We start from the raw sequence: 17,165 nt of genomic DNA on the forward strand, positions 1-17,165 counted from the left end.
GGTCCCGCCGCTTTCGGCGTGCTGGGGGCGCGGGTGGGGGGCGTCCCCCTCCTCCCCCCGCGCCCCCCTCCCCCCCCTAAGCGGGGGGTTCCGCGGCCCTTCCACTGCGTGTCGAGATCACGCGTGACCTCCCGCAGCGCGGGCTCGCGCAGCGCCGCGCCCCAGCCCTCGATCCACAGCCGCCAGCCCTTGGCCTGGCCGGTCGGCGCGTACCAGCGGACGGCGGAGCGCAGCCGTCGCAGCGCGGAGGTACGACGGCCGAGCAGCTTGCGCAGATGGGCGAGGTCGTCCTCGGCGGCGTGGGTGAACGCGGCGGCGACCAGCTTCTCCTTGGTGGAGAAGTGGTACAGCACCAACGCGTTGCTCACGCCGAGCGCCGAGGCGACGTCGGCGATCCGTACCGCCGCCACGCCCCGCGCCTCGATCTGTCCGATGGCAGCCCTCAGCAACTCCTGACGCCGCTCCGCCACGCTCAACCGCACCCTTGCCACGCGGTAACCCTAGTGCCTCACCCGGGCCGGGCGGCGAACCAGTGGCCGACACGGTGCCCGATCCGGACACGACCCGTCTTCCCCGGGCGCCACGAACTCCCGCTATGGGTAGGCCACTTGGGCGGGAGGCACGAGGGCTTCGGCGGGGACCCGGCGCGGACGCCCGGCGCGGCAGTCCGGCCCGTGAGCCCAGTTGCGGGTCAGCGGTACCACCCGAACCGTTCGGCGATCACCGGCAGCCGGTCGGCGACGATGGCGTGCGCGGCGGCCCTGGGCGTCGTCCCGTCGGCCTCCGCGCGGGCCAGCATCCGGTCGATCAGACCGCGCATGGAGCGCCGGGTGTACGCGAACGCCTCGTCGGCGTCCGCGCCGATGTCGCCGAAGAGCGTCCACCACCACCAGGCGTTCGTACCGGAGTTGACGACGACATCGGGCAGCACGAGGACCCCCCGCGCGGCGAGCAGGTCCTCCGCCTCGGGCAGGACGGGCATGTTGGCCGCCTCCACGATCCAACGGGCGGTGATCCGGGCCTGGTTCGTGGTGTCGATCGCGTACGAGACCGCCGCGGGTACCAGGACGTCCGCGCCGGCCGACAGCCAGGCGTCGGCGGGGAGTTCGCGGTCGGCCGGGCGCAGCGCCGCGCGGTCCACCGTCCCGTAGGCGTCTCGCGCCGCGAGCAGGGCGTCGACGTCGAGTCCGTCCTGGTTCTCGATCGTGCCCTTGACGTCGGCGACGGCCACGACGGTGAGACCGGCACGCGCCAGGAAACGCGCCGTGGCTCCGCCCATGGTGCCCAGCCCCTGTACGGCGACGCGCGTTCCGGGGTACGCGGCCCCGGCGCGGTCCAGGGCCGCGAGCACCGACTCGGCGACACCGCAGCCGCCGACCAGTTCGTCGAGCCCGATCCCGTCCACCTCGACCGCGAAGGCGTCCGCGAGTCGCCTCCGCGCGCTCTCCTCGTCGTCGAGCAGCGGGTACACCGCCTGGATGGACGAGACGAGCCCCGCCTCGGTGGCGGCCCGGTCGACCAGGTCCTGGGTGAGCCCGAGATCCTCGCCCGTGGTCCAGAAGTTCTCGATGTACGGGCGCATGGCACGCAGGTAGCGCACCAGGAGTCCGTACGCCCCAGGGTCCTGGGGGTCGCAGTCGATGCCGCCCTTGGCGCCGCCCAGCGGGATGTAGCGGCCCTCCGGGTTGTAGTGCAGGGCCTCCTTCATCGTCATGCCCCGGGCCAGTCCTGCGACCTCGTCCAGGGTGCAGCCCTCGCGCATCCGCAGCCCACCGCTGGAGACACCCCGCACCAGACGGTCGACCACCAGGAAGCCGGGGCGGCCGGTGACGTGGTCGGTCCAGGTGAGTGTGATCAGGGGCGCGGTCGGGGACGCGTTCGAAGGCGCGGTCATGGGGTCTCCTCGGGGACGGCGATCAGGGTGGGGCCGGAGGCACGCTGTCCCTCGGTGAGGGCGCGGGCCGGTTCGTCGACGCATGCGCCGTCCGTGGGCGGTCCGGGGTCCGCCCGGTCCGGAGCGGGACCGGGCCGGACGGGCGGGACGCCGGGGGCGGCCGGCGGTGACCGGAGATCGCACCCGGCCGGCCCGGTACCCACGGCGACGGTCACCTCGCGACCCGCCAGCCACTTCTGCACCGCCTCAGTGTGCAGGCAGACCCCGGGCGGGAGAGGGCGGCGCTCGGGAACGGCCCCCTCCGGTGAGTACCTCGGCACCCTTCGTCCCTTCCGGCGCGGACGGGCCGGCGCGAACGCCTCCACCGGAGCCTTTTACTGAATCGCCAGTCAGTATCGGAAGCGTGTCCGGGCGGTGTCAATCCGCTGGACGCGACGGTGCCGGCGGCGGGCGGCGGCACCGCGGTGGGGCACGCCGGGCCGGGCGGGTCCCGGTGTCCCGGAATTCCGCCCGCCCAGCCGGAAGAAGAGAGAGGTCCGCGGGGTTGCGACATACGGGCCCAGGCTCCTTGGGGCGTACCGTCCGGCGGCGCGGGCGCGGGGACCTCGTCCTCGCGGTGCGTGTGCCGGGGACACCGCGCCGTGACACCGCCGACCCGGCGCTGTCCGAGGGGCCGACCATAATGGGAGGCCTGACCGACTCCATTGGAGGTACCGTGACCGGTTTCCGTACGTTGAGCTCCGGGCTCCGCGCGCTGCAGCCCGCCGCCTTCGGCGCGGACCCGGGCGGTGAGCGCTTGGAGCGCATCCGCAGATCACCGAATTTCGCGGACGGGGTCTTCCAGAACCCGGTGAGCGCGCGGACCCGCCCCGACGCCTCCATGATCGAGCTGGCGAAGGTCTTCTTCCGCAAGGAGGAGCGCGTCCACCGCGCCCCCGCGGGCACGGTGCCGGTGCACGCCACGACGGTCGCCGACCTCGCCAGGCCCGCGACGAGCGGATTGCGGCTCACCTGGATGGGGCACTCCAGCGTGCTGGCGGAGATCGACGGGCACCGTGTGCTGTTCGACCCGGTCTGGGGCGAGCGCTGTTCTCCCTTCGCCTTCGCCGGACCCAAGCGGCTGCACCCGGTACCGCTGCCGCTGGCCGCGCTGGGCCCGGTCGACGTCGTCGTCATCTCGCACGACCACTACGACCACCTGGACCTGCCCACCATCAAGGCCCTCGCCGGCACGGACACGGTGTTCGCGGTGCCGCTCGGCGTCGGTGCCCACCTGGAGCACTGGGGTGTCTCCCCGGACCGCCTGCGCGAGCTGGACTGGAACGAGACCACGAAGGTCGGCGGCATCTCCCTCACCGCCACCCCGGCCCGGCACTTCTGCGGCCGGGGCCTGCGCAACACTCAGCACACGCTGTGGGCGTCCTGGGCGGTGGCGGGTGACGAACACCGGATCTACCACAGCGGGGACACCGGCTATTTCGAGGGTTTCAAGGACATCGGCGCCGAGCACGGCCCGTTCGACGCCACGATGATCCAGATCGGCGCGTACAGCGAGTTCTGGCCCGAGATCCACATGACGCCCGAAGAGGGCATGCGCGCCCACCTGGACCTTCAGGGCGGCCGGCCCGGCGGTGTGATGATGCCGATCCACTGGGCCACGTTCAACCTGGCGACGCACCCGTGGGTGGAACCCGGCGAGGGGACCATAGCGGCCGCGCACGCGGTCGGCGCGCGTATCGCGCTGCCGCACCCCGGCGAGCCCTTCGAGCCCACCTCCGAGACCGTCCCCACCGACCCCTGGTGGCGTGCGGTCGCCGTGCCGCCCAAGGGGGGCTGGCCCGCGGTCGAGAGGCCCGACGTGACGGGCCCGGCCTCCGGTGCGGCGGCGCCGGGCGGGGCGGGCTCCGACACACCGGGTGACGCCGGGGGCGGAGCCGCGGAGGACACCGGAGAGCCGGAGACGGTGCCCGCCGGCTGACTTTCCTGACAGTCCGACCTACGGCGAGGGCCGGGGAGCGTCGCGCTCCCCGGCTCTCGCCGTTTTTTCATGACCGCTTCTGACCAGCCCTGATCGGAACGGGGTCTTCGGGGAACACGTGTCCGACGGTGATATCGGTCTGCCGTGCGAGGCCTCATACCAGAGCGGGACGTCGGCCGGGGGACTTTGTCAACTGCCCACCGCACCTGTCGCGTTGCCGACTACTGTCAGTTGCCGTCGGGCGACGCGGGGCCGTTTTTTTCGGCTCTCTCGACCGGCACCGCGATGGCGCACGCCCGAGTCGCGCAGACCCGCGGGAGCCCGAGTGCCCCCGACGCCCAGTACGAGGACGCAGATGTCTCACCTTCGCGCACCGGCCGCCCGCGCAGACCGCCGTGAGGGCGCGCGGCACGGCAGGCCGGCCGTCCGTGCCGCCGCCCCCTCGCAGCCCGAGACCCACCTCCGCCCCCAGCTCCTGCGGATGGCGGTCCTGCCGCCCACCGCGGTGGCCCTCAGCGCGTGCGCGGCCGTCCTGTTCACCGTGCGCTCCACCGGCGCGCGGCCGGGCGCGGCCCTCTGGGCGGTCCTCGCCGGCGCCTTCGGGGTGGCCCTCGCGGGCATCCTCGTCGCCGCCGTCGCCGCCGACCGGGCGGCCAGGTCCGTCCGGGACCGCCTCGGCGCGATACGCCGCACCAGCGCGCGTACGGAGGCGGACCTGCGCGCCGTCGTCGAGGGCCTGCGCCGCGGCGAGACCCCGTCCCCGCGCGCACCGGGCCGCCGGCCCCTCCCGGACGCCGACGACTTCGAACTGCTCGCCGCCGACCTCTCCCGGGCGCACGACGGCGCCGTCACCGCCGTCGTGCAGGCCGCGCAGCTCTCCAGCCGGGCCGGCAGCGAGCAGAAGGTCGAGGTCTTCGTCAACCTGGCACGACGCCTTCAGTCGCTCGTGCACCGCGAGATCTCGATCCTCGACGAGCTGGAGAACGAGATCGAGGACCCGGACCTGCTCAAGGGCCTCTTCCACGTCGACCACCTCGCCACCCGCATCCGGCGGCACGCCGAGAACCTCGCCGTCCTCGGCGGCGCCGTCTCCCGACGCCAGTGGAGCAACCCCGTCTCCATGACCGAGGTGCTGCGGTCGGCGATCGCCGAGGTCGAGCAGTACTCGCGGGTCAAACTGGTGCCTCCGATCGACGGCACCCTGCGCGGTCACGCCGTCGCCGACGTCATCCATCTGCTGGCCGAACTGGTCGAGAACGCCACGGTGTTCTCCGCCCCGCACACCCAAGTGCTGCTGCGCGTCAACCTCGTCACCTCCGGACTCGCGGTCGAGGTCGAGGACCGCGGCCTGGGCATGCCGACGGGTGAGCAGGACAAGATGAACGCGCTGCTCACCGACCCCGATCAGGTCAACGTCGCGAGCCTTCTCCAGGACGGCCGGATCGGCCTCTTCGTGGTGTCGCAGCTCGCCCGGCGACACGGCATCCACGTCCGGCTCCAGGCCAACATCTACGGCGGCGTCCAGGCCGTACTCGTGGTGCCGCAGGAGCTGTTGGGCGCGCAGCCGGGCACCCCGGGGCACCTCGCGCAGGGGCAGCGCCGCGAGACGGCGGGCGCCGGTGCGCTCCCTCCCGCGGGGCCACCGGCCGGACAGGCGGTCCCCCCGTCGTCCACGGGCGCGACGGCGGCGCCCGTGCCGCGCCAGTCGCGCCGGGACCAGGCGGAGCCCACCGCACCGCGCCGCGACGACATGGGCGGCGGGCCCGCGCCGCTCCCGCTGCGCGGCGCCCGCGCCCAGCGGCCCAATCCGGCGGAGGCCGTGCCCGGCATCCGTCCCGACGACCGGCACATCGTGGCGGAGAACGCGCAGACGCCCCCCACCCCGCGCAACGGCGTGGTCCGGGGCACCATGGCGAGGCCCCAACTGCCCCGCCGGCGCGCCCAGGAGCACATCGCGCCCCAGCTGCGCGACGGGCCCCTGCCCCGCCAGGACTCGGAGCACGTCGTCGGTCACGATCCCGGGCTGATGGCGGCGTTCCAGCGCGGGATCGGACTGGCGGAGTCCGCGCAGACCGAGGTCCCCACCGATCGGCCGCACCCGGACCCGGGACATCCGGACCCCGGGCATCCGGACTCCAGGCACTCGGACCCCGGGCCCTTGGACGCGCTGCCACCCCTGCGGGTGATCCGCGTCGACCAGCCGTCCCCCCGCTCACCCCACCTGGAAGGCCACCTGGACGTACCACCCCTGGGCGCCGTCCGAACGGCCGGAGATCCCATGGGCACGGCGCACATGGCCGACCCGCACACCTCGCAGGCGCCCGACCCGCACACCCCGCCCGCGCCCGCCCCACCCGACGCGCAGGGGACGCGTGACGCCGTCCCCCTGCCCGGACACGACGTCACGGCCCGGCACGACGGGAGCGCATCGGCCGGATGACCAGCCTCCTGAGCACGCCCACCCCCACCTGCGCTCCCGCAGACCTTCGTACCCCAAGGAGTCGATCCACCATGGCGAGCGACGTGCCGACCGGCCATGCATCCGATCTCGACTGGCTGATGAGCGGCCTCGTACAGCGCGTGCCGCACACCACCAGCGCGGTACTCCTCTCCTGCGACGGGCTCGTGAAGTCCGTCCACGGCCTCGACCCGGACAGTGCCGACCACATGGCGGCCCTGGCCTCCGGCCTGTACTCGCTCGGCCGCAGCGCGGGCGCCCGCTTCGGCGACGGCGGCGACGTGCGCCAGGTCGTCGTCGAACTCGACTCGACCCTGCTGTTCGTCTCGACCGCGGGCTCCGGCACCTGTCTCGCGGTGCTCGCCGGACGCGAGGCCGACGCGGCGGTGCTCGGCTACGAGATGGCGATGCTCGTCAAGAGCGTCCGCCCGTATCTGATGACCGCGCCCAGGCAGGCCGCCGTCGGCCCCACGGCGATGAGGCCTTGAGGGTGGCCGCGGCCGGCGACGGGCCCTGGCTCGACGACGCGGCCGGGCGGCTGGTGCGTCCCTACACGGTCAGCAACGGCCGGACCCGTCCGACCACCGCGCTCGACCTGCTGTCACAGGTCATGGTCACCGGCGCCACACCCCTCGGCTACCTCGGCCCCGAGCACACCCAGGCGCTCGAACTGTGCCGGGCGCCCGTGTCGGTCGCGGAGATCGCCGCCCAGCTCAAACTGCCGGCGGCGGTCACCAAGGTGCTGCTGTCCGACCTCGTCGACTGCGGGGCGCTGACCACCAAACCCCCCGAGTTCCACCACAACCCCACTGACCGGTCTCTTCTGGAGGCAGTGCTCGATGGACTACGACGACAGCTCTGACCCCTTCCCCACCGCACTGAAGATCCTGGTGGCGGGAGGATTCGGGGTCGGCAAGACGACCTTCGTGGGCGCGGTGAGCGAGATCGCGCCGCTCAGCACGGAGGAGCTGCTCACCACGGTCAGTGCCGCGACCGACAATCTCGACGGCGTCGAGAACAAGGTCGAGACCACGGTGGCGATGGACTTCGGCCGCATCACCCTCGACCCGGAACATGTGCTCTACCTCTTCGGCACACCCGGGCAGGAGCGGTTCTGGTTCATGTGGGACGAGCTGTCCGAGGGCGCCCTCGGCGCGGTGATCCTCGCCGACACCCGGCGTCTCGAGGACTGCTTCGCGGCCGTCGACTTCTTCGAGCAGCGCGGTCTCGGCTTCATCGTCGCCGTCAACGAGTTCGACGGTGCCTTCCGCTACGACCCCGCGGAGGTACGGGCGGCCATCGACCTCGACCCCGAGATCCCCATCGTGCGCTGCGACGCCCGGATCTCCAGTTCGGGCGTGCAGACCCTGCTCACCCTGGTGCGCCACCTCCTCGCCCACGCACCGGCGCACGCTCCCACCCATGGAGCCCACCGGTGACGTACCGACGTACCGAGCCTGGCGACGTACGCGGCGGGCGGAGGAGCCCGCACATGACCCACGTTCCCGACGACGGAGCCCACCCATGACACCCGGCCCCCACCACGGAGTCCGTCCATGAGCTACGACCCACCGCGCCCGGCCGGCCGCCTGCTGCTGACCCCGGAGGACAAGGACGCCCCCGCGCGGGTCCGGCGACTGCGCCGGCTCGGCCTGGGGGAGCACACCGAGCCCGCCTTCGACGCCTTCGCGGACCGGCTCGCCGACGTCGCCGCGGTGCCGTACTCGATGGTCAACTTCATCGACGAGAACCGGCAGTTCTTCGCGGGCCTGCACACCCCGGACGGCCACGTCTCGGCCACCCTGCCGGTCCCGGCCCCCGCGGACGGCACCCAGCACGGCGTGGGCCGCTATATGACCCGCGACTATGGGTTCTGCCCCCATGTCGTGGTCCGTCGCAAGGCGCTGGTGCTGGAGGACGTCTGCGACTACCCCCGTTTCGCCGGCAACCCGGTCGTCGACGAGATCGGGGTCCGCTCCTACCTCGGCGCCCCGCTCATCGACCGCACGGGCATCGCCCTCGGCACCGTCTGCGTCGTCGACCTCGAACCGCGGCCGTGGGGCAGAGCGGGCCTGGAGACCATCAAGACGATGGCGGCGGAACTGGTCGAGCAGCTCGAGCGGCGGGAGAGGGGCGCCGGGTTCTGAGGCCGTCCGGCGCGGGCGTTTCCCGCGCGGCCTTCCGCGCAGCGCAGCGCAGCGCGAATGACGGTTGGGTCTCGCCGGGCGTCATCTCGGCTGCTTGGTAATGGAGTTGGCCGTGCAGTCGCCTTGGGGAACTGCGGACACCGGTGCGGGTCCACACGTGCGGGCCAGGCGCCGCTGCACCTGGTGGGAGCAGCGGGGCCTGGTTCCGGTACTGGGGTCAGTTGGGCGGGTGGACGAGTGCGCCGGAGTCGACGTCGTCGACGTATCGGGCGGCGAGGTCGGCGTAGTACGCGTCGGACGGGTTGTCGTCCGATAGGTCGGCGGCCTTGACGGTCGAGGATGTGGCGGTGCCGTCGGTGGAGACCGCCGCGGCGAAGTCGATGAGCCCGCCTGGGTAATTGTCGAGTAGGTAGGTGTTGACCTGCTCGCGGGCTGCCTCCTGGGCCGCGGTGCCGGGTGGGCGGCGGTGAACGGCGTGATGGTGGCGAGATAGACGGTGATGTTGGAGTTCTGGGTGATCGGCTGCTGGTCGACGTAGATCTGGCTGTCGTCGGTGGAGTACGAGCTGAACTGGCTGTCGAGGGAGGCCAGTCGGTTCTCCACGTCGGTGGCGCAGGTGTCGGCGCTGCTGGTGCAGTTCAACCTGCAGAGGATGACCACGAGAGGCGTCGAATAGCTCTCTGCGGCAGCAGACGATCCGGCCAGTTGCCGTGCGACCTGGGCGGACGACCCGCGGGCACCGAACGCGCTGGAGGCTGGCCGCCTTTTCGACGTGGTGACGGTCGAACGACGGGTCGGCATGGAGACCTTTGACCAACTTCTGCACCGGGGAATGCCGTTCGGCCCGGTGGTGCTCGACAACGAGGCCCGACGCGTGGGCTTCTTCCTCGGCTCGCGGAGCCCGGAGACCTTCGTTCACCACCTCGCCCAGGAAGATGGCACGCCACCCACGTACCGATATCTGGGTCACGGCTCGGTGGTCGTTGTCTCGGGGCCCATGCCGATGAGCGGTGACCGCTACCAGTGGCTCCGGGCGCCGACTCGGCGTCCCATCGCCAATCCTCTGCGGCCGGTCGCACTGGCCACCATGTTGGTTGCCTCCGCAGAACTGGTCGCTCGTGTGGACCGGTACGGCGAGCACTACCCGTCTGCGGCTGCACTCGCCCTCCCCACCTTCGAGGGGACTCCGAACGATGCGGGATGACCCCACCCACCGGCATGACGCCGCCATCTGGTCGCCCCTGGACACCGACGACTGGTGCGCCGCGCGTAACGCCACGACGGCTCTTCGGGACGCTCTGCTCCGCGCTGGCCTGGAGAAGGACTCCCCGTACCTGCAATCCGACTTGAACACGTTCGGGCATGGCCTGGTCGAGCTGGGCCGCGTCTCACCGGCCACCGTGGAACGCCTGGCGGAACTGCTGCGACTGGCGCTTTCCGCCGGGCCGCGGCGACTTGAAGAGAGCGGCGACCGAGCTTCTGAACACCGCGTAGGAGAGGACTGACGTGATGACCGACCGATGGGGAGTCGTCGCCAACCGGGCTGAAAACCTGATGCCTGGCGGGCCGTACGTCCGGGGCTGGGCGCAGGCTCGACGCGGTGCTGACCAGCTGGCCGCACGACTGACCGCCCTGGGTCTGGAGCCGGACTTCCCCGGCCTCATGGCCGACGTGAACGTCTCGGGCGACGGCCTGGTACGTCTCGGCACTGTACGGCCTGAAGCGGCCCTGATCCTGGCGGAACTGATCGTGTCGGGCCTCGCGGCGGAGCTGTAGATGGACGCCGAGGCGTTGAGCGAGAGGTGGGAAGCCCCGGTTACAACTCGTCGGCTGCCTGACGGCTCGACCTGAGAAACACCGGCCGGTCGCGGTCCGGGCATGCTTCCGCGATAGGCCGGACCGGCCCCGTGTGTCATCGTTCCCCGGTGAACGATGTGCGGAGCCTTCTGGTGTCCGCGAGTCCTGTTGTCTGTGGTCTGCCGCTCGGCCGGGACCGGCGCCCCAGCGGCGCAGCCCGGACGAACGGCAGACCCACCACGCTCCGAGGATGGATGCGGGTCACATGTCGGACTCCGGGGGAGCAGAACATCAACTTGGCAAGCTGCGGGCATTTAGGGGTGGTTCGGCCGCTGACTTGGTCGGACGGCCCATGGGTGGCCTCGCCGGCCTCGGTGGCTTTCACCCTGGTTCCCCGCTCGATCTGATGCGCTTGTGGTGCGCACAACACGATCATGGTCGGAGAGGCGGGTATGCGGCGGGGCTGACTCGAAAGGTGTTGGGTGGCGTTGTCGAGACGCCAGCGTGACTGCTCCGGCAACTCTTGTGCTGGCGTTGCGTGGTAGCAACGCCTTCCAGGGTCGAGAACTGCAATGTGGCCGACCGATCCGCACGGTCCTGCTAAAATTCGCTCGGGTGTGGGCGCACGGAGCGCGCTCTGTCTCGTGCAGAGTCCACCGGGTTCGACTCCCGGGCACCAGGATCAACAGCCTCAACTCTGTTGGTCTCGGTGCCCGTGAGTCGAGAGGTCGGGAACGCTTCGCATGCAGAACGGTCAAGCTGGGTATCCAAAACTTCCGGCAGATCACCCATTTCGTAAGCATTCTCAGAACCTCAGCGTTCTGATCTCGGGCCTCCGGCAAGCCGAGCGCATACACAAACAGATGATTAGGCAGGGAGATGCGCCCGGGGTCGCCTTTTCTGGGCGAATGCATTCTTTGATGGTCGGAATGATCGCCGAAGCTCGACTTAGGAAGATTATCCACGACCCCCAGGGCTTTAATGAGCGCGAGCGTAAACTGATCGCAAGCTCGAAGTCTCAAATCGAGCGATGGAAGTCAGCTGTTGATTTTGCTTTTCGTCGACAATATGCAGTTCCAGTGCATCTGGAAATTCGAGATTCAGGCGCGGATCCGAAAGTAATTTCACGTCACGCGATTATTACCGAAATGCTCGATGAGGACCTCAAGCCGATCATTGAAGGTCGAAATAAGACCGCGCACGGCCAGTGGATTTGGGAGCTCAATAATCTTGAGACGCAATTCAAGGGGCGAGCTGCAGATCCGATGAATTATCTCGCCATCTCACGCAGGGGTGAGATAATTGATGACTTGGCGGAGATAGTTCACGTCCTGATTGTCTCTGAGCCTGCATTCCAGCGCGAATTCGACCGACTGTACGGGAAAATAGGCACTACCAGGTGCGTCATTGACGGCAATGACTACCCGCAGTTCGAAGCCACTATCCGCAGCTCGGGGCGGCAGCGCATTCGTTCAGCGATGAAGGATGACCGGCGTTAAAATTCGTGGAGCCCAGCACTTCTACGCCTGGTAGTTTACTGTCGGGTTGGCGGGTTTTGACGTATGACCTCTTCGTCCCGAAGCAACTTGGTTGGGGCCTGTGCCTTGGGCTGGCGTGCTCGTCACCTGCGCTGCTGGTCCGCTGGCGTCCGTGCTCGTCCGCCGGTGTACATCGGCGTTGTCACGCAGTTGGACACTCACTTGGCAACCTGTCGGACCAGCCGTCCACTCGTCAAGCCTGATCTTGACCTGGTGGTTGTGACCTGCGTGGTCGACCCACCCGCCGACTTCAGCTCCAAGCTGAGGCAACTCCATGTGGTGGGGCATGTTCCCTCCGACCTCTGCGAGGCCGACAGCGTCGGCGTGGCCCTCGATCTGGACGAAGACACCGAACCTCTGTCGCCCGACAACTCGCCCCGTGATGCGGGTGTCGACGGGGAGAGCTGCCACGGTCTTGGGCCAAGACTGACGAACTTCCTCAGGTGGTGGAAGCTCCAGAGGCCACACGAACTCGGACATGAGTCCGATGATGGCGCAGCCCCGGGAAGAACGCCATCAGCTTGGGAAGCTTAGGTGCTTTCTGCATCTGGGGGGCGCGCAGCTACGGGCGTAGTGCGGTCCTGCGGCACGTTCGGCAGAGGGTCCTTTTCAGCGCTTCCGCCTGGTCGAGAGGCACTGACATGATGCTGTACGTCCCGACTCCCTGGACAGTGTTCCCCAGTTGTCCGGAGCTGATGTCCGCGCAGTCCTCGTAGAGGTGGTAGCGGTCTCCTCGCTGAAGCACGTATACGTCACTCATGCCATCTCCTTCCTTGGATAGATCGGGGAGGGTCCCGTTCTGACGGGGCGGCGCAATGGGGCCTGTCGCGGGTCCCCGCCGATCGACAGGTGTTAGCGGCGGCGGAACACGCAGACGAGCCCGGCACGTTCGTCGCCACTAAGGGTTTTGCTCTGGGCAGTCGCCATGTCGGCCAAGGCCCACCCTTCGGCTTCGATGGCTTCGATCTGCTCTCCTACGCCGGTCATCGGTCCAGTGAAGTCATGGCTGCCCCCGCCCGCCTCGATGATCTTGTACACGAGGACGGAGCGGCCTTCGGCGTGGGCCTTACGCGCTTCGTCTGCGGCGCCTTGCACCTTGACGTTCTTGATGAACTCGGCGCCGCGCGACATGGCCTCGTTGATGAACCCCATAGATCCCCCCAAGGTCGTTCAGATGGAAGATTCATCGTCCCGGCCAATGGGGACGGTGTGAAGGGGTCTGGAGGTGGCCTCTGGTATTCCCGCACTACAGTTGGCCGCTGAGGAGTTGCTGGAGACCTTCAACAACGGGCAACGCTGGTCGGGGACGATCCACACCCTGGATGTCGCCCATCGCCTCATGGACCGTTGGCAGCAGACCGGCGAATGCCTTGGGGCAAGTTCTTCTACACCTGGGACGGACTGATCGTCCGCGACAGAGGCATCCCCGGGATGGTCGATGTCGTCGACAACCTTGTTCGGATCGGTGACTACAGAAACGTCTTCCGTGACGTCGGTCCAGAAGACACGGATGCCTGACCTCTTCGTGCCGAACTCTCCACCGCAGAGTCGTCGAGGCATGAAGGCCCAGCCTTCCGGGCCCACACTGGCTGGCCTGGGCCTTCGCCGTGCCTTCAGGCTACTGGGCGCGAGTGGCTTCGAACCGCCGACATCCGCCTTGTAAGTTCGATCGCTGCGCGATGCGAAGTGCCGGAACGAGGCCCGCCGGTCACTCGCACATCCGGCTCCAGCCCCCGTCGTGCGCCATCGTTCGCCGTAGTTGATGTCAGTTGGTGATGTCAGAGCGGCGGACGGTCTATGCGCTGACAGCCGACTCTCGTGCCCGCTGGCGAGCTTGGGATCTCAGTTCCTTGAGGCGGTTGTGGAACGGGTTGTGGCGGTTCTGGTCGAGGTTCAGCGGCAGGTCGAGTTGAGAGATGAGTTCCGACTCCAGGGTCCACGGTTCGTCGTGCTCGATCCAGCACACTCGGGCGTTCTCTGCCATCCACTGGCTGAGGACAGCTTCCCCGGCCTTGCCGAAGGTCATGCGCTTCCCGCTGCCAACGCGACGAAGCTCGATCCCGAGCAGGCAGCCGAGGGTGAGGCGAAGCGTTGATCCGGCTGCGTTGCCCCGGTAGTGGTAGCGCACGCGCTTGCGCAGGTTCTGCGTGCTGGTCCGGTTCGCCATGTAGCGCGGGGCTATGCCGACGTAGAGCAGGCGCCCGGCAGCGAGATCCGCACAAGGCGCTCGGCCGAAGTGCCAGCCGTAGACCCCAGCCCCGGCCGGCACCGGGCTAGGACGCGACAAGACCTCCTGTGCCGACCACAGCCGATCCGGTGCGGTGAGAGCGGCATGGCCCACGAAGCCTCCAAGGTCGGCGGACTGATGAGCGCAGGGTACTGAGATCCTCCGTCGTCGCGACGCCTTCCGTGTCCAACTCGCAGAACCGCAAACGTACTCAAAGCTCGATGCGCTCACTCGCGACATCGTCGTCAGGATCTCCGTAGCGCAGGACGACGTGTGCTGGTCGAAACGGGAGCGCGCGCAAGTGGGGCTCCATCACCCGGTACAGAGCCTTTGCATCAGGGCCGTAAGCGAAGATCACAACCTCACCGCCGCCAAACTCATTACCGTCGACCTCCCCGACACCAGCGGCGCTGACGGCGGCCCCGGCCGATCGCTCGGCTGCAAAGACAAGCGATTGCTGGTCAGGCTTGCCAAAATCGTCGCCGCCCAGATGGAAGCGAGCGATCACGGCATGCTCCGGGGGTGTCTCCGGCAGGTCGAAGAGTGCGTTCTGCATGACGACACCCTCCCACCAGGCTCTGACAGTTGATCTCCGCCCCGAGCATCCGAGCCGCGGGGCCAGCAGATGCCCGGCCTTGTAAGGGCAGGCGTGGGGGACGGCCCTGGCGCGCAGGTCATTCCGGCTTTGGAGGGTCCGCAGGTCACCGATGCATCTCAGCTGAGGCGAACCGCTGTTGACCGTGGTTGACCGCCCCATGTGGCACGGCTGTGGCATGCGACCTCTTGGTCCCGAACTCTCGGCTGGGTGGTCATTGAGATCTCGTTGGCTGGCCAGTTGACCTTCGGGGGCCATTGGCGATCGGCTGGGGTCGTGGTGGTTGCTGTACTTCGCTGGGGTACCACAGCGAACTACGCAGGGGGGCGCTCGGTGCCTTACACCTGCGCTCCCTACTCACCGCCGCCCGGGCGTCGGGGTGATGCCCTCTAGCGAGGAGTGCCCAATGCTGCGAAACTGCCGGGGCAAGGTATGCACTGGAGCCAATCATCAGCTGAAATAGCGGGGGCCATGATGATGTCCGCGCCCAGGCCAGGTTCAGGTAGAGATCGAACACTGCTCGTAGAATTCAGGCGTGTTCTCACCAGGGTCAAGCCAGTCCTCGTGAAATCCTCCCTCGCTGTCGCGGCTTTTTTGGGAGTTGCAGCAGAGGTAGTAGACCCTTTGGGGGATTTCCTGAAAAGAAGTAATTTCCTTGGGGGTTCTTTCGTTGCGCTTGTTGCTCTCATAATTTTTGATGCCGTGAGTGACCCGGGAGTCGCCCTTGACGATGACGGGGTATATCTCCTATCGGAAGTGGAGGAATTGCGAGACTATATACGGCGTGCCTTCGAGTCGAAGGAAGTGCGAATCGATTTCTCAGGCTTCACCATGGAAACTCTTCTAATGGCCCTACGGCCAGCCTTGACGAGCCTCGGAGAAAATAGGACCAAGAACCAAGTTCTTAGGATCCGGGTGGCAGTAGCTCATTTGGATGCGCCAATGAATCTTCCGAGTCGCTTAGTCCCGGGAACAAACACGAATGACTCACCGAGGCAGTCCCAGCGCTTTGAGGATTCTCCGGTCGCGCGAGAGAGGGCGAGGGGGATAAAAGAGCGTAATGCGCGATGGCTTCGGCAGTTGATTGACCGCGCACAACAAACGAACCCGCAACTGAGGGTACAGTGCGAGATGCGCGAGTCCCCTGTGGGTCCGGCGTTCAAACTCTTTGTAATCAACGATGAAATTGCACTACTTGGCCTGTATGGCATCGATGACGTGGAAGTCATCCATGATGGAGGGCAATTGCGCGTGTTGGATCCTTATGCGTTTCGTCCGGCCGGCGGTGGCTTGTATCTATTGGGTTGGGGACGCCTCTCGAGATCGAAAAGTATTCGTAAGATTTTCGAGCACTACTCTGAATGGTTTGAAAGCCTCTGGGGAATATTGGAGTATGTGTCGCCAACCTCACGCACTCCGGGGCCCGTTTCTGAGTAGGCTCGGCAGAGAGCAGAGTTGGGGGCCGGCCTCATCTGATGGCTGAGGTCCGCCGCACTGTTTGGTGTGAGAGGTAGATGTCAAAGGCCCCGGACCGTGATCGGTCCGGAGCCTTTTTGCTGCTGGCCCCGGGGGGATTCGAACCTGCGATGCTTTAGGAGTTCAGTCCGCGCCCGCCCCTGGCGCCGTCGGCGGTTGGGCCGATGGAAGTCGAGGGGCGCCGTTGTGTGCTGCCGTCCGGCCTCGTTGATATCAGCCGTGGATGCCAGAAGTTGCGCGAAGTCTTACCGGCCGTCGAGCGATGGCAGCATGGTGCTGAGAAGCCATGCGGCACCGTTCGCTTGCTCGCCATCACCGTGGGCTGCTTCTACCATCGCCATCAGCGCAGCACCGCTGCCGGCACCGAGGCGGTACACCAGAACCACCCGATCTTGGCGTTTCGGTATCTCGAACGGTGCATGACCAAATCCAGCTGCCCGTAGGCCAGCAGAGATCTCCGCCACCACGTTCTTCTTCGCTCGGGCTGCCCCCACAGCGTTACGAAGTGTCTTGACGCTGACAGCTGCATAGCCTCTACCGTCGTCTACGGCCTTCTCAACCTCACCGAGGTCCAACTTCCCCTCCTCTTTAGCCGGCTGTGACCCTACCCGGCGCATCATGACCTCACTCATCATCGGGGGATCGGCGGCAGGCCGACGGGGATGCAGGTCTGATAACGGCTCCAGAAGCCGCCTGCATGACGTGCTCTCGAAGATGACGCCCGCCATGTCCGAACCGTCCGCCGAAGGGGGTTGACCTCGCTTCTACGGAGGAACGCTGTGCCCGAGCCACCCCGACACGGCCCGGAAGGCACCCCATGACCGATCTGCGTCTCGGCGTTCTCGGCTTCGGCCTGCGCGGTCCCCTCGCGCTCACCGCACACCGCCCCGGCCGGGGCTCGCGCGTGACCGTCCTCGCCGAACACGACCCGCTGCTGCGGGAGTCCGCCGCCGCCCGCATCCCCGGCGTCCGGACCGTGGACGACCATCGCCGGGGGGGGGCAGGGCCCGCGGGGGTCGCGGTGGTGGGCGGGCCGCCCGGGGGCACCGCGGGCG

At 68.2% G+C, this 17,165-nt stretch carries 20 protein-coding genes and 2 pseudogenes; 13 read left to right on the forward strand and 9 right to left on the reverse strand.

What is annotated here, in order from left to right; all coding sequences use genetic code 11:
* From ACFV2J_RS25495 to ACFV2J_RS25505, 3 genes are all read right to left on the reverse strand, one after another.
* On the reverse strand, positions 1-491 hold a 491-nt coding region (locus tag ACFV2J_RS25495; RefSeq protein WP_385440761.1), incomplete at its 3' end, for a TetR/AcrR family transcriptional regulator.
* A gap of 200 nt (positions 492-691) precedes the next feature.
* Positions 692-1,894: a Glu/Leu/Phe/Val dehydrogenase dimerization domain-containing protein gene (locus tag ACFV2J_RS25500; protein WP_385088148.1), complete on the reverse strand. Its 1,203-nt coding sequence runs from the start codon at positions 1,892-1,894 to the stop codon at positions 692-694.
* Positions 1,891-2,136, reverse strand: coding sequence for a hypothetical protein (locus ACFV2J_RS25505; protein ID WP_385088146.1), 246 nt, complete (start codon positions 2,134-2,136; stop codon positions 1,891-1,893). The genes ACFV2J_RS25500 and ACFV2J_RS25505 overlap by 4 nt, the downstream gene beginning before the upstream one ends.
* A gap of 473 nt (positions 2,137-2,609) precedes the next feature.
* Between ACFV2J_RS25505 and ACFV2J_RS25510 the strand changes: the two genes are divergently transcribed.
* The 6 genes from ACFV2J_RS25510 (at position 2,610) to ACFV2J_RS25535 (ending at position 8,477) form a co-directional block, all read left to right on the forward strand.
* Positions 2,610-3,872 carry an MBL fold metallo-hydrolase gene (locus ACFV2J_RS25510; RefSeq protein WP_385088144.1) on the forward strand — a complete coding sequence of 421 codons (1,263 nt, stop codon included), beginning with the start codon at positions 2,610-2,612 and terminating at the stop codon, positions 3,870-3,872.
* Between the two features lie 355 nt (positions 3,873-4,227).
* Positions 4,228-6,312: an ATP-binding protein gene (locus ACFV2J_RS25515; RefSeq protein WP_385085624.1), complete on the forward strand. Its 2,085-nt coding sequence runs from the start codon at positions 4,228-4,230 to the stop codon at positions 6,310-6,312.
* 71 nt (positions 6,313-6,383) lie between these two features.
* Positions 6,384-6,818 (forward strand): roadblock/LC7 domain-containing protein, encoded by a 435-nt coding sequence (locus ACFV2J_RS25520; protein WP_266704356.1) that lies wholly within the window; start codon positions 6,384-6,386, stop codon positions 6,816-6,818.
* A gap of 2 nt (positions 6,819-6,820) precedes the next feature.
* Positions 6,821-7,192 (forward strand): DUF742 domain-containing protein, encoded by a 372-nt coding sequence (locus ACFV2J_RS25525; RefSeq protein WP_153287578.1) that lies wholly within the window; start codon positions 6,821-6,823, stop codon positions 7,190-7,192.
* Positions 7,170-7,769: an ATP/GTP-binding protein gene (locus ACFV2J_RS25530; RefSeq protein WP_385085626.1), complete on the forward strand. Its 600-nt coding sequence runs from the start codon at positions 7,170-7,172 to the stop codon at positions 7,767-7,769. Before ACFV2J_RS25525 ends, ACFV2J_RS25530 begins: the two co-directional genes overlap by 23 nt.
* Positions 7,770-7,886: 117 nt before the next feature.
* On the forward strand, positions 7,887-8,477 hold the full coding sequence (locus ACFV2J_RS25535) for a GAF domain-containing protein (protein ID WP_385085628.1): 591 nt from the start codon (positions 7,887-7,889) through the stop codon (positions 8,475-8,477).
* Between the two features lie 217 nt (positions 8,478-8,694).
* On the opposite strand, the gene ACFV2J_RS25540 is transcribed toward ACFV2J_RS25535, so the two are convergent.
* Entirely contained in the window at positions 8,695-9,303 is a 609-nt protein-coding gene (locus ACFV2J_RS25540; RefSeq protein WP_385085630.1) for a hypothetical protein, read from the reverse strand.
* Between ACFV2J_RS25540 and ACFV2J_RS25545 the strand changes: the two are divergent.
* The 4 genes and pseudogenes from ACFV2J_RS25545 to ACFV2J_RS25560 all read left to right on the forward strand — a co-directional run.
* Positions 9,220-9,681, forward strand: a pseudogene (locus ACFV2J_RS25545) (hypothetical protein); the annotation flags it as partial. The gene ACFV2J_RS25540 and the pseudogene ACFV2J_RS25545 sit on opposite strands and share 84 nt — an antisense overlap.
* On the forward strand, positions 9,671-9,982 hold the full coding sequence (locus tag ACFV2J_RS25550; protein ID WP_385085632.1) for a hypothetical protein: 312 nt from the start codon (positions 9,671-9,673) through the stop codon (positions 9,980-9,982). The pseudogene ACFV2J_RS25545 and the gene ACFV2J_RS25550, both read left to right, overlap by 11 nt.
* 4 nt (positions 9,983-9,986) lie before the next feature.
* Entirely contained in the window at positions 9,987-10,253 is a 267-nt protein-coding gene (locus tag ACFV2J_RS25555; protein WP_385085634.1) for a hypothetical protein, read from the forward strand.
* Between the two features lie 950 nt (positions 10,254-11,203).
* Positions 11,204-11,773, forward strand: a complete 570-nt coding sequence (locus ACFV2J_RS25560) for a hypothetical protein (protein WP_385440770.1) — start codon at positions 11,204-11,206, stop codon at positions 11,771-11,773.
* Between the two features lie 601 nt (positions 11,774-12,374).
* Here ACFV2J_RS25560 and ACFV2J_RS25565 read toward each other — a convergent pair.
* Both ACFV2J_RS25565 and ACFV2J_RS25570 read right to left on the reverse strand, forming a co-directional pair.
* Entirely contained in the window at positions 12,375-12,572 is a 198-nt protein-coding gene (locus tag ACFV2J_RS25565) for a hypothetical protein (RefSeq protein ID WP_385085638.1), read from the reverse strand.
* A 92-nt stretch (positions 12,573-12,664) separates the two neighbouring features.
* Entirely contained in the window at positions 12,665-12,964 is a 300-nt protein-coding gene (locus ACFV2J_RS25570) for a hypothetical protein (RefSeq protein ID WP_385085640.1), read from the reverse strand.
* Positions 12,965-13,177: 213 nt separating this feature from the next.
* On the opposite strand from ACFV2J_RS25570, the gene ACFV2J_RS25575 reads away from it, so the two are divergent.
* Positions 13,178-13,330 (forward strand): hypothetical protein, encoded by a 153-nt coding sequence (locus tag ACFV2J_RS25575; RefSeq protein WP_385085642.1) that lies wholly within the window; start codon positions 13,178-13,180, stop codon positions 13,328-13,330.
* Between the two features lie 277 nt (positions 13,331-13,607).
* On the opposite strand, the gene ACFV2J_RS25580 is transcribed toward ACFV2J_RS25575, so the two are convergent.
* Positions 13,608-13,979, reverse strand: a complete 372-nt coding sequence (locus tag ACFV2J_RS25580) for a GIY-YIG nuclease family protein (RefSeq protein ID WP_385085644.1) — start codon at positions 13,977-13,979, stop codon at positions 13,608-13,610.
* 271 nt (positions 13,980-14,250) lie between these two features.
* A complete protein-coding gene (locus ACFV2J_RS25585) occupies positions 14,251-14,595 on the reverse strand; it encodes a hypothetical protein (protein WP_385085646.1) in 345 nt (114 codons plus the stop codon).
* A gap of 1,170 nt (positions 14,596-15,765) precedes the next feature.
* On the opposite strand from ACFV2J_RS25585, the gene ACFV2J_RS25590 reads away from it, so the two are divergent.
* Positions 15,766-16,071 (forward strand): hypothetical protein, encoded by a 306-nt coding sequence (locus ACFV2J_RS25590; protein WP_385440777.1) that lies wholly within the window; start codon positions 15,766-15,768, stop codon positions 16,069-16,071.
* Between the two features lie 284 nt (positions 16,072-16,355).
* On the opposite strand, the gene ACFV2J_RS25595 is transcribed toward ACFV2J_RS25590, so the two are convergent.
* Positions 16,356-16,838 carry a hypothetical protein gene (locus ACFV2J_RS25595; protein ID WP_385085648.1) on the reverse strand — a complete coding sequence of 161 codons (483 nt, stop codon included), beginning with the start codon at positions 16,836-16,838 and terminating at the stop codon, positions 16,356-16,358.
* Between the two features lie 89 nt (positions 16,839-16,927).
* Between ACFV2J_RS25595 and ACFV2J_RS25600 the strand changes: the two are divergent.
* Positions 16,928-17,165, forward strand: a pseudogene (locus ACFV2J_RS25600) (gfo/Idh/MocA family oxidoreductase); the annotation flags it as partial.

This window comes from Streptomyces sp. NPDC059668, from assembly GCF_042734135.1.
Taxonomy (GTDB): domain Bacteria; phylum Actinomycetota; class Actinomycetes; order Streptomycetales; family Streptomycetaceae; genus Streptomyces.

What these genes read in the sequence shown, in the direction of transcription:
- ACFV2J_RS25535 (WP_385085628.1), top strand. Translation starts at nt 7,887, where the DNA reads ATGAGCTACGACCCACCGCGCCCGGCCGGCCGCCTGCTGCTGACCCCG.
- ACFV2J_RS25590 (WP_385440777.1), top strand. Translation starts at nt 15,766, where the DNA reads ATGCGCGAGTCCCCTGTGGGTCCGGCGTTCAAACTCTTTGTAATCAAC.
- ACFV2J_RS25515 (WP_385085624.1), top strand. Translation starts at nt 4,228, where the DNA reads ATGTCTCACCTTCGCGCACCGGCCGCCCGCGCAGACCGCCGTGAGGGC.
- ACFV2J_RS25520 (WP_266704356.1), top strand. Translation starts at nt 6,384, where the DNA reads ATGGCGAGCGACGTGCCGACCGGCCATGCATCCGATCTCGACTGGCTG.
- ACFV2J_RS25565 (WP_385085638.1), bottom strand. Translation starts at nt 12,572, where the DNA reads ATGAGTGACGTATACGTGCTTCAGCGAGGAGACCGCTACCACCTCTAC.
- ACFV2J_RS25500 (WP_385088148.1), bottom strand. Translation starts at nt 1,894, where the DNA reads ATGACCGCGCCTTCGAACGCGTCCCCGACCGCGCCCCTGATCACACTC.
- ACFV2J_RS25570 (WP_385085640.1), bottom strand. Translation starts at nt 12,964, where the DNA reads ATGGGGTTCATCAACGAGGCCATGTCGCGCGGCGCCGAGTTCATCAAG.
- ACFV2J_RS25550 (WP_385085632.1), top strand. Translation starts at nt 9,671, where the DNA reads ATGCGGGATGACCCCACCCACCGGCATGACGCCGCCATCTGGTCGCCC.
- ACFV2J_RS25530 (WP_385085626.1), top strand. Translation starts at nt 7,170, where the DNA reads ATGGACTACGACGACAGCTCTGACCCCTTCCCCACCGCACTGAAGATC.
- ACFV2J_RS25575 (WP_385085642.1), top strand. Translation starts at nt 13,178, where the DNA reads ATGCCTTGGGGCAAGTTCTTCTACACCTGGGACGGACTGATCGTCCGC.
- ACFV2J_RS25580 (WP_385085644.1), bottom strand. Translation starts at nt 13,979, where the DNA reads ATGGCGAACCGGACCAGCACGCAGAACCTGCGCAAGCGCGTGCGCTAC.
- ACFV2J_RS25595 (WP_385085648.1), bottom strand. Translation starts at nt 16,838, where the DNA reads ATGGCGGGCGTCATCTTCGAGAGCACGTCATGCAGGCGGCTTCTGGAG.
- ACFV2J_RS25585 (WP_385085646.1), bottom strand. Translation starts at nt 14,595, where the DNA reads ATGCAGAACGCACTCTTCGACCTGCCGGAGACACCCCCGGAGCATGCC.
- ACFV2J_RS25560 (WP_385440770.1), top strand. Translation starts at nt 11,204, where the DNA reads ATGATCGCCGAAGCTCGACTTAGGAAGATTATCCACGACCCCCAGGGC.
- ACFV2J_RS25555 (WP_385085634.1), top strand. Translation starts at nt 9,987, where the DNA reads ATGACCGACCGATGGGGAGTCGTCGCCAACCGGGCTGAAAACCTGATG.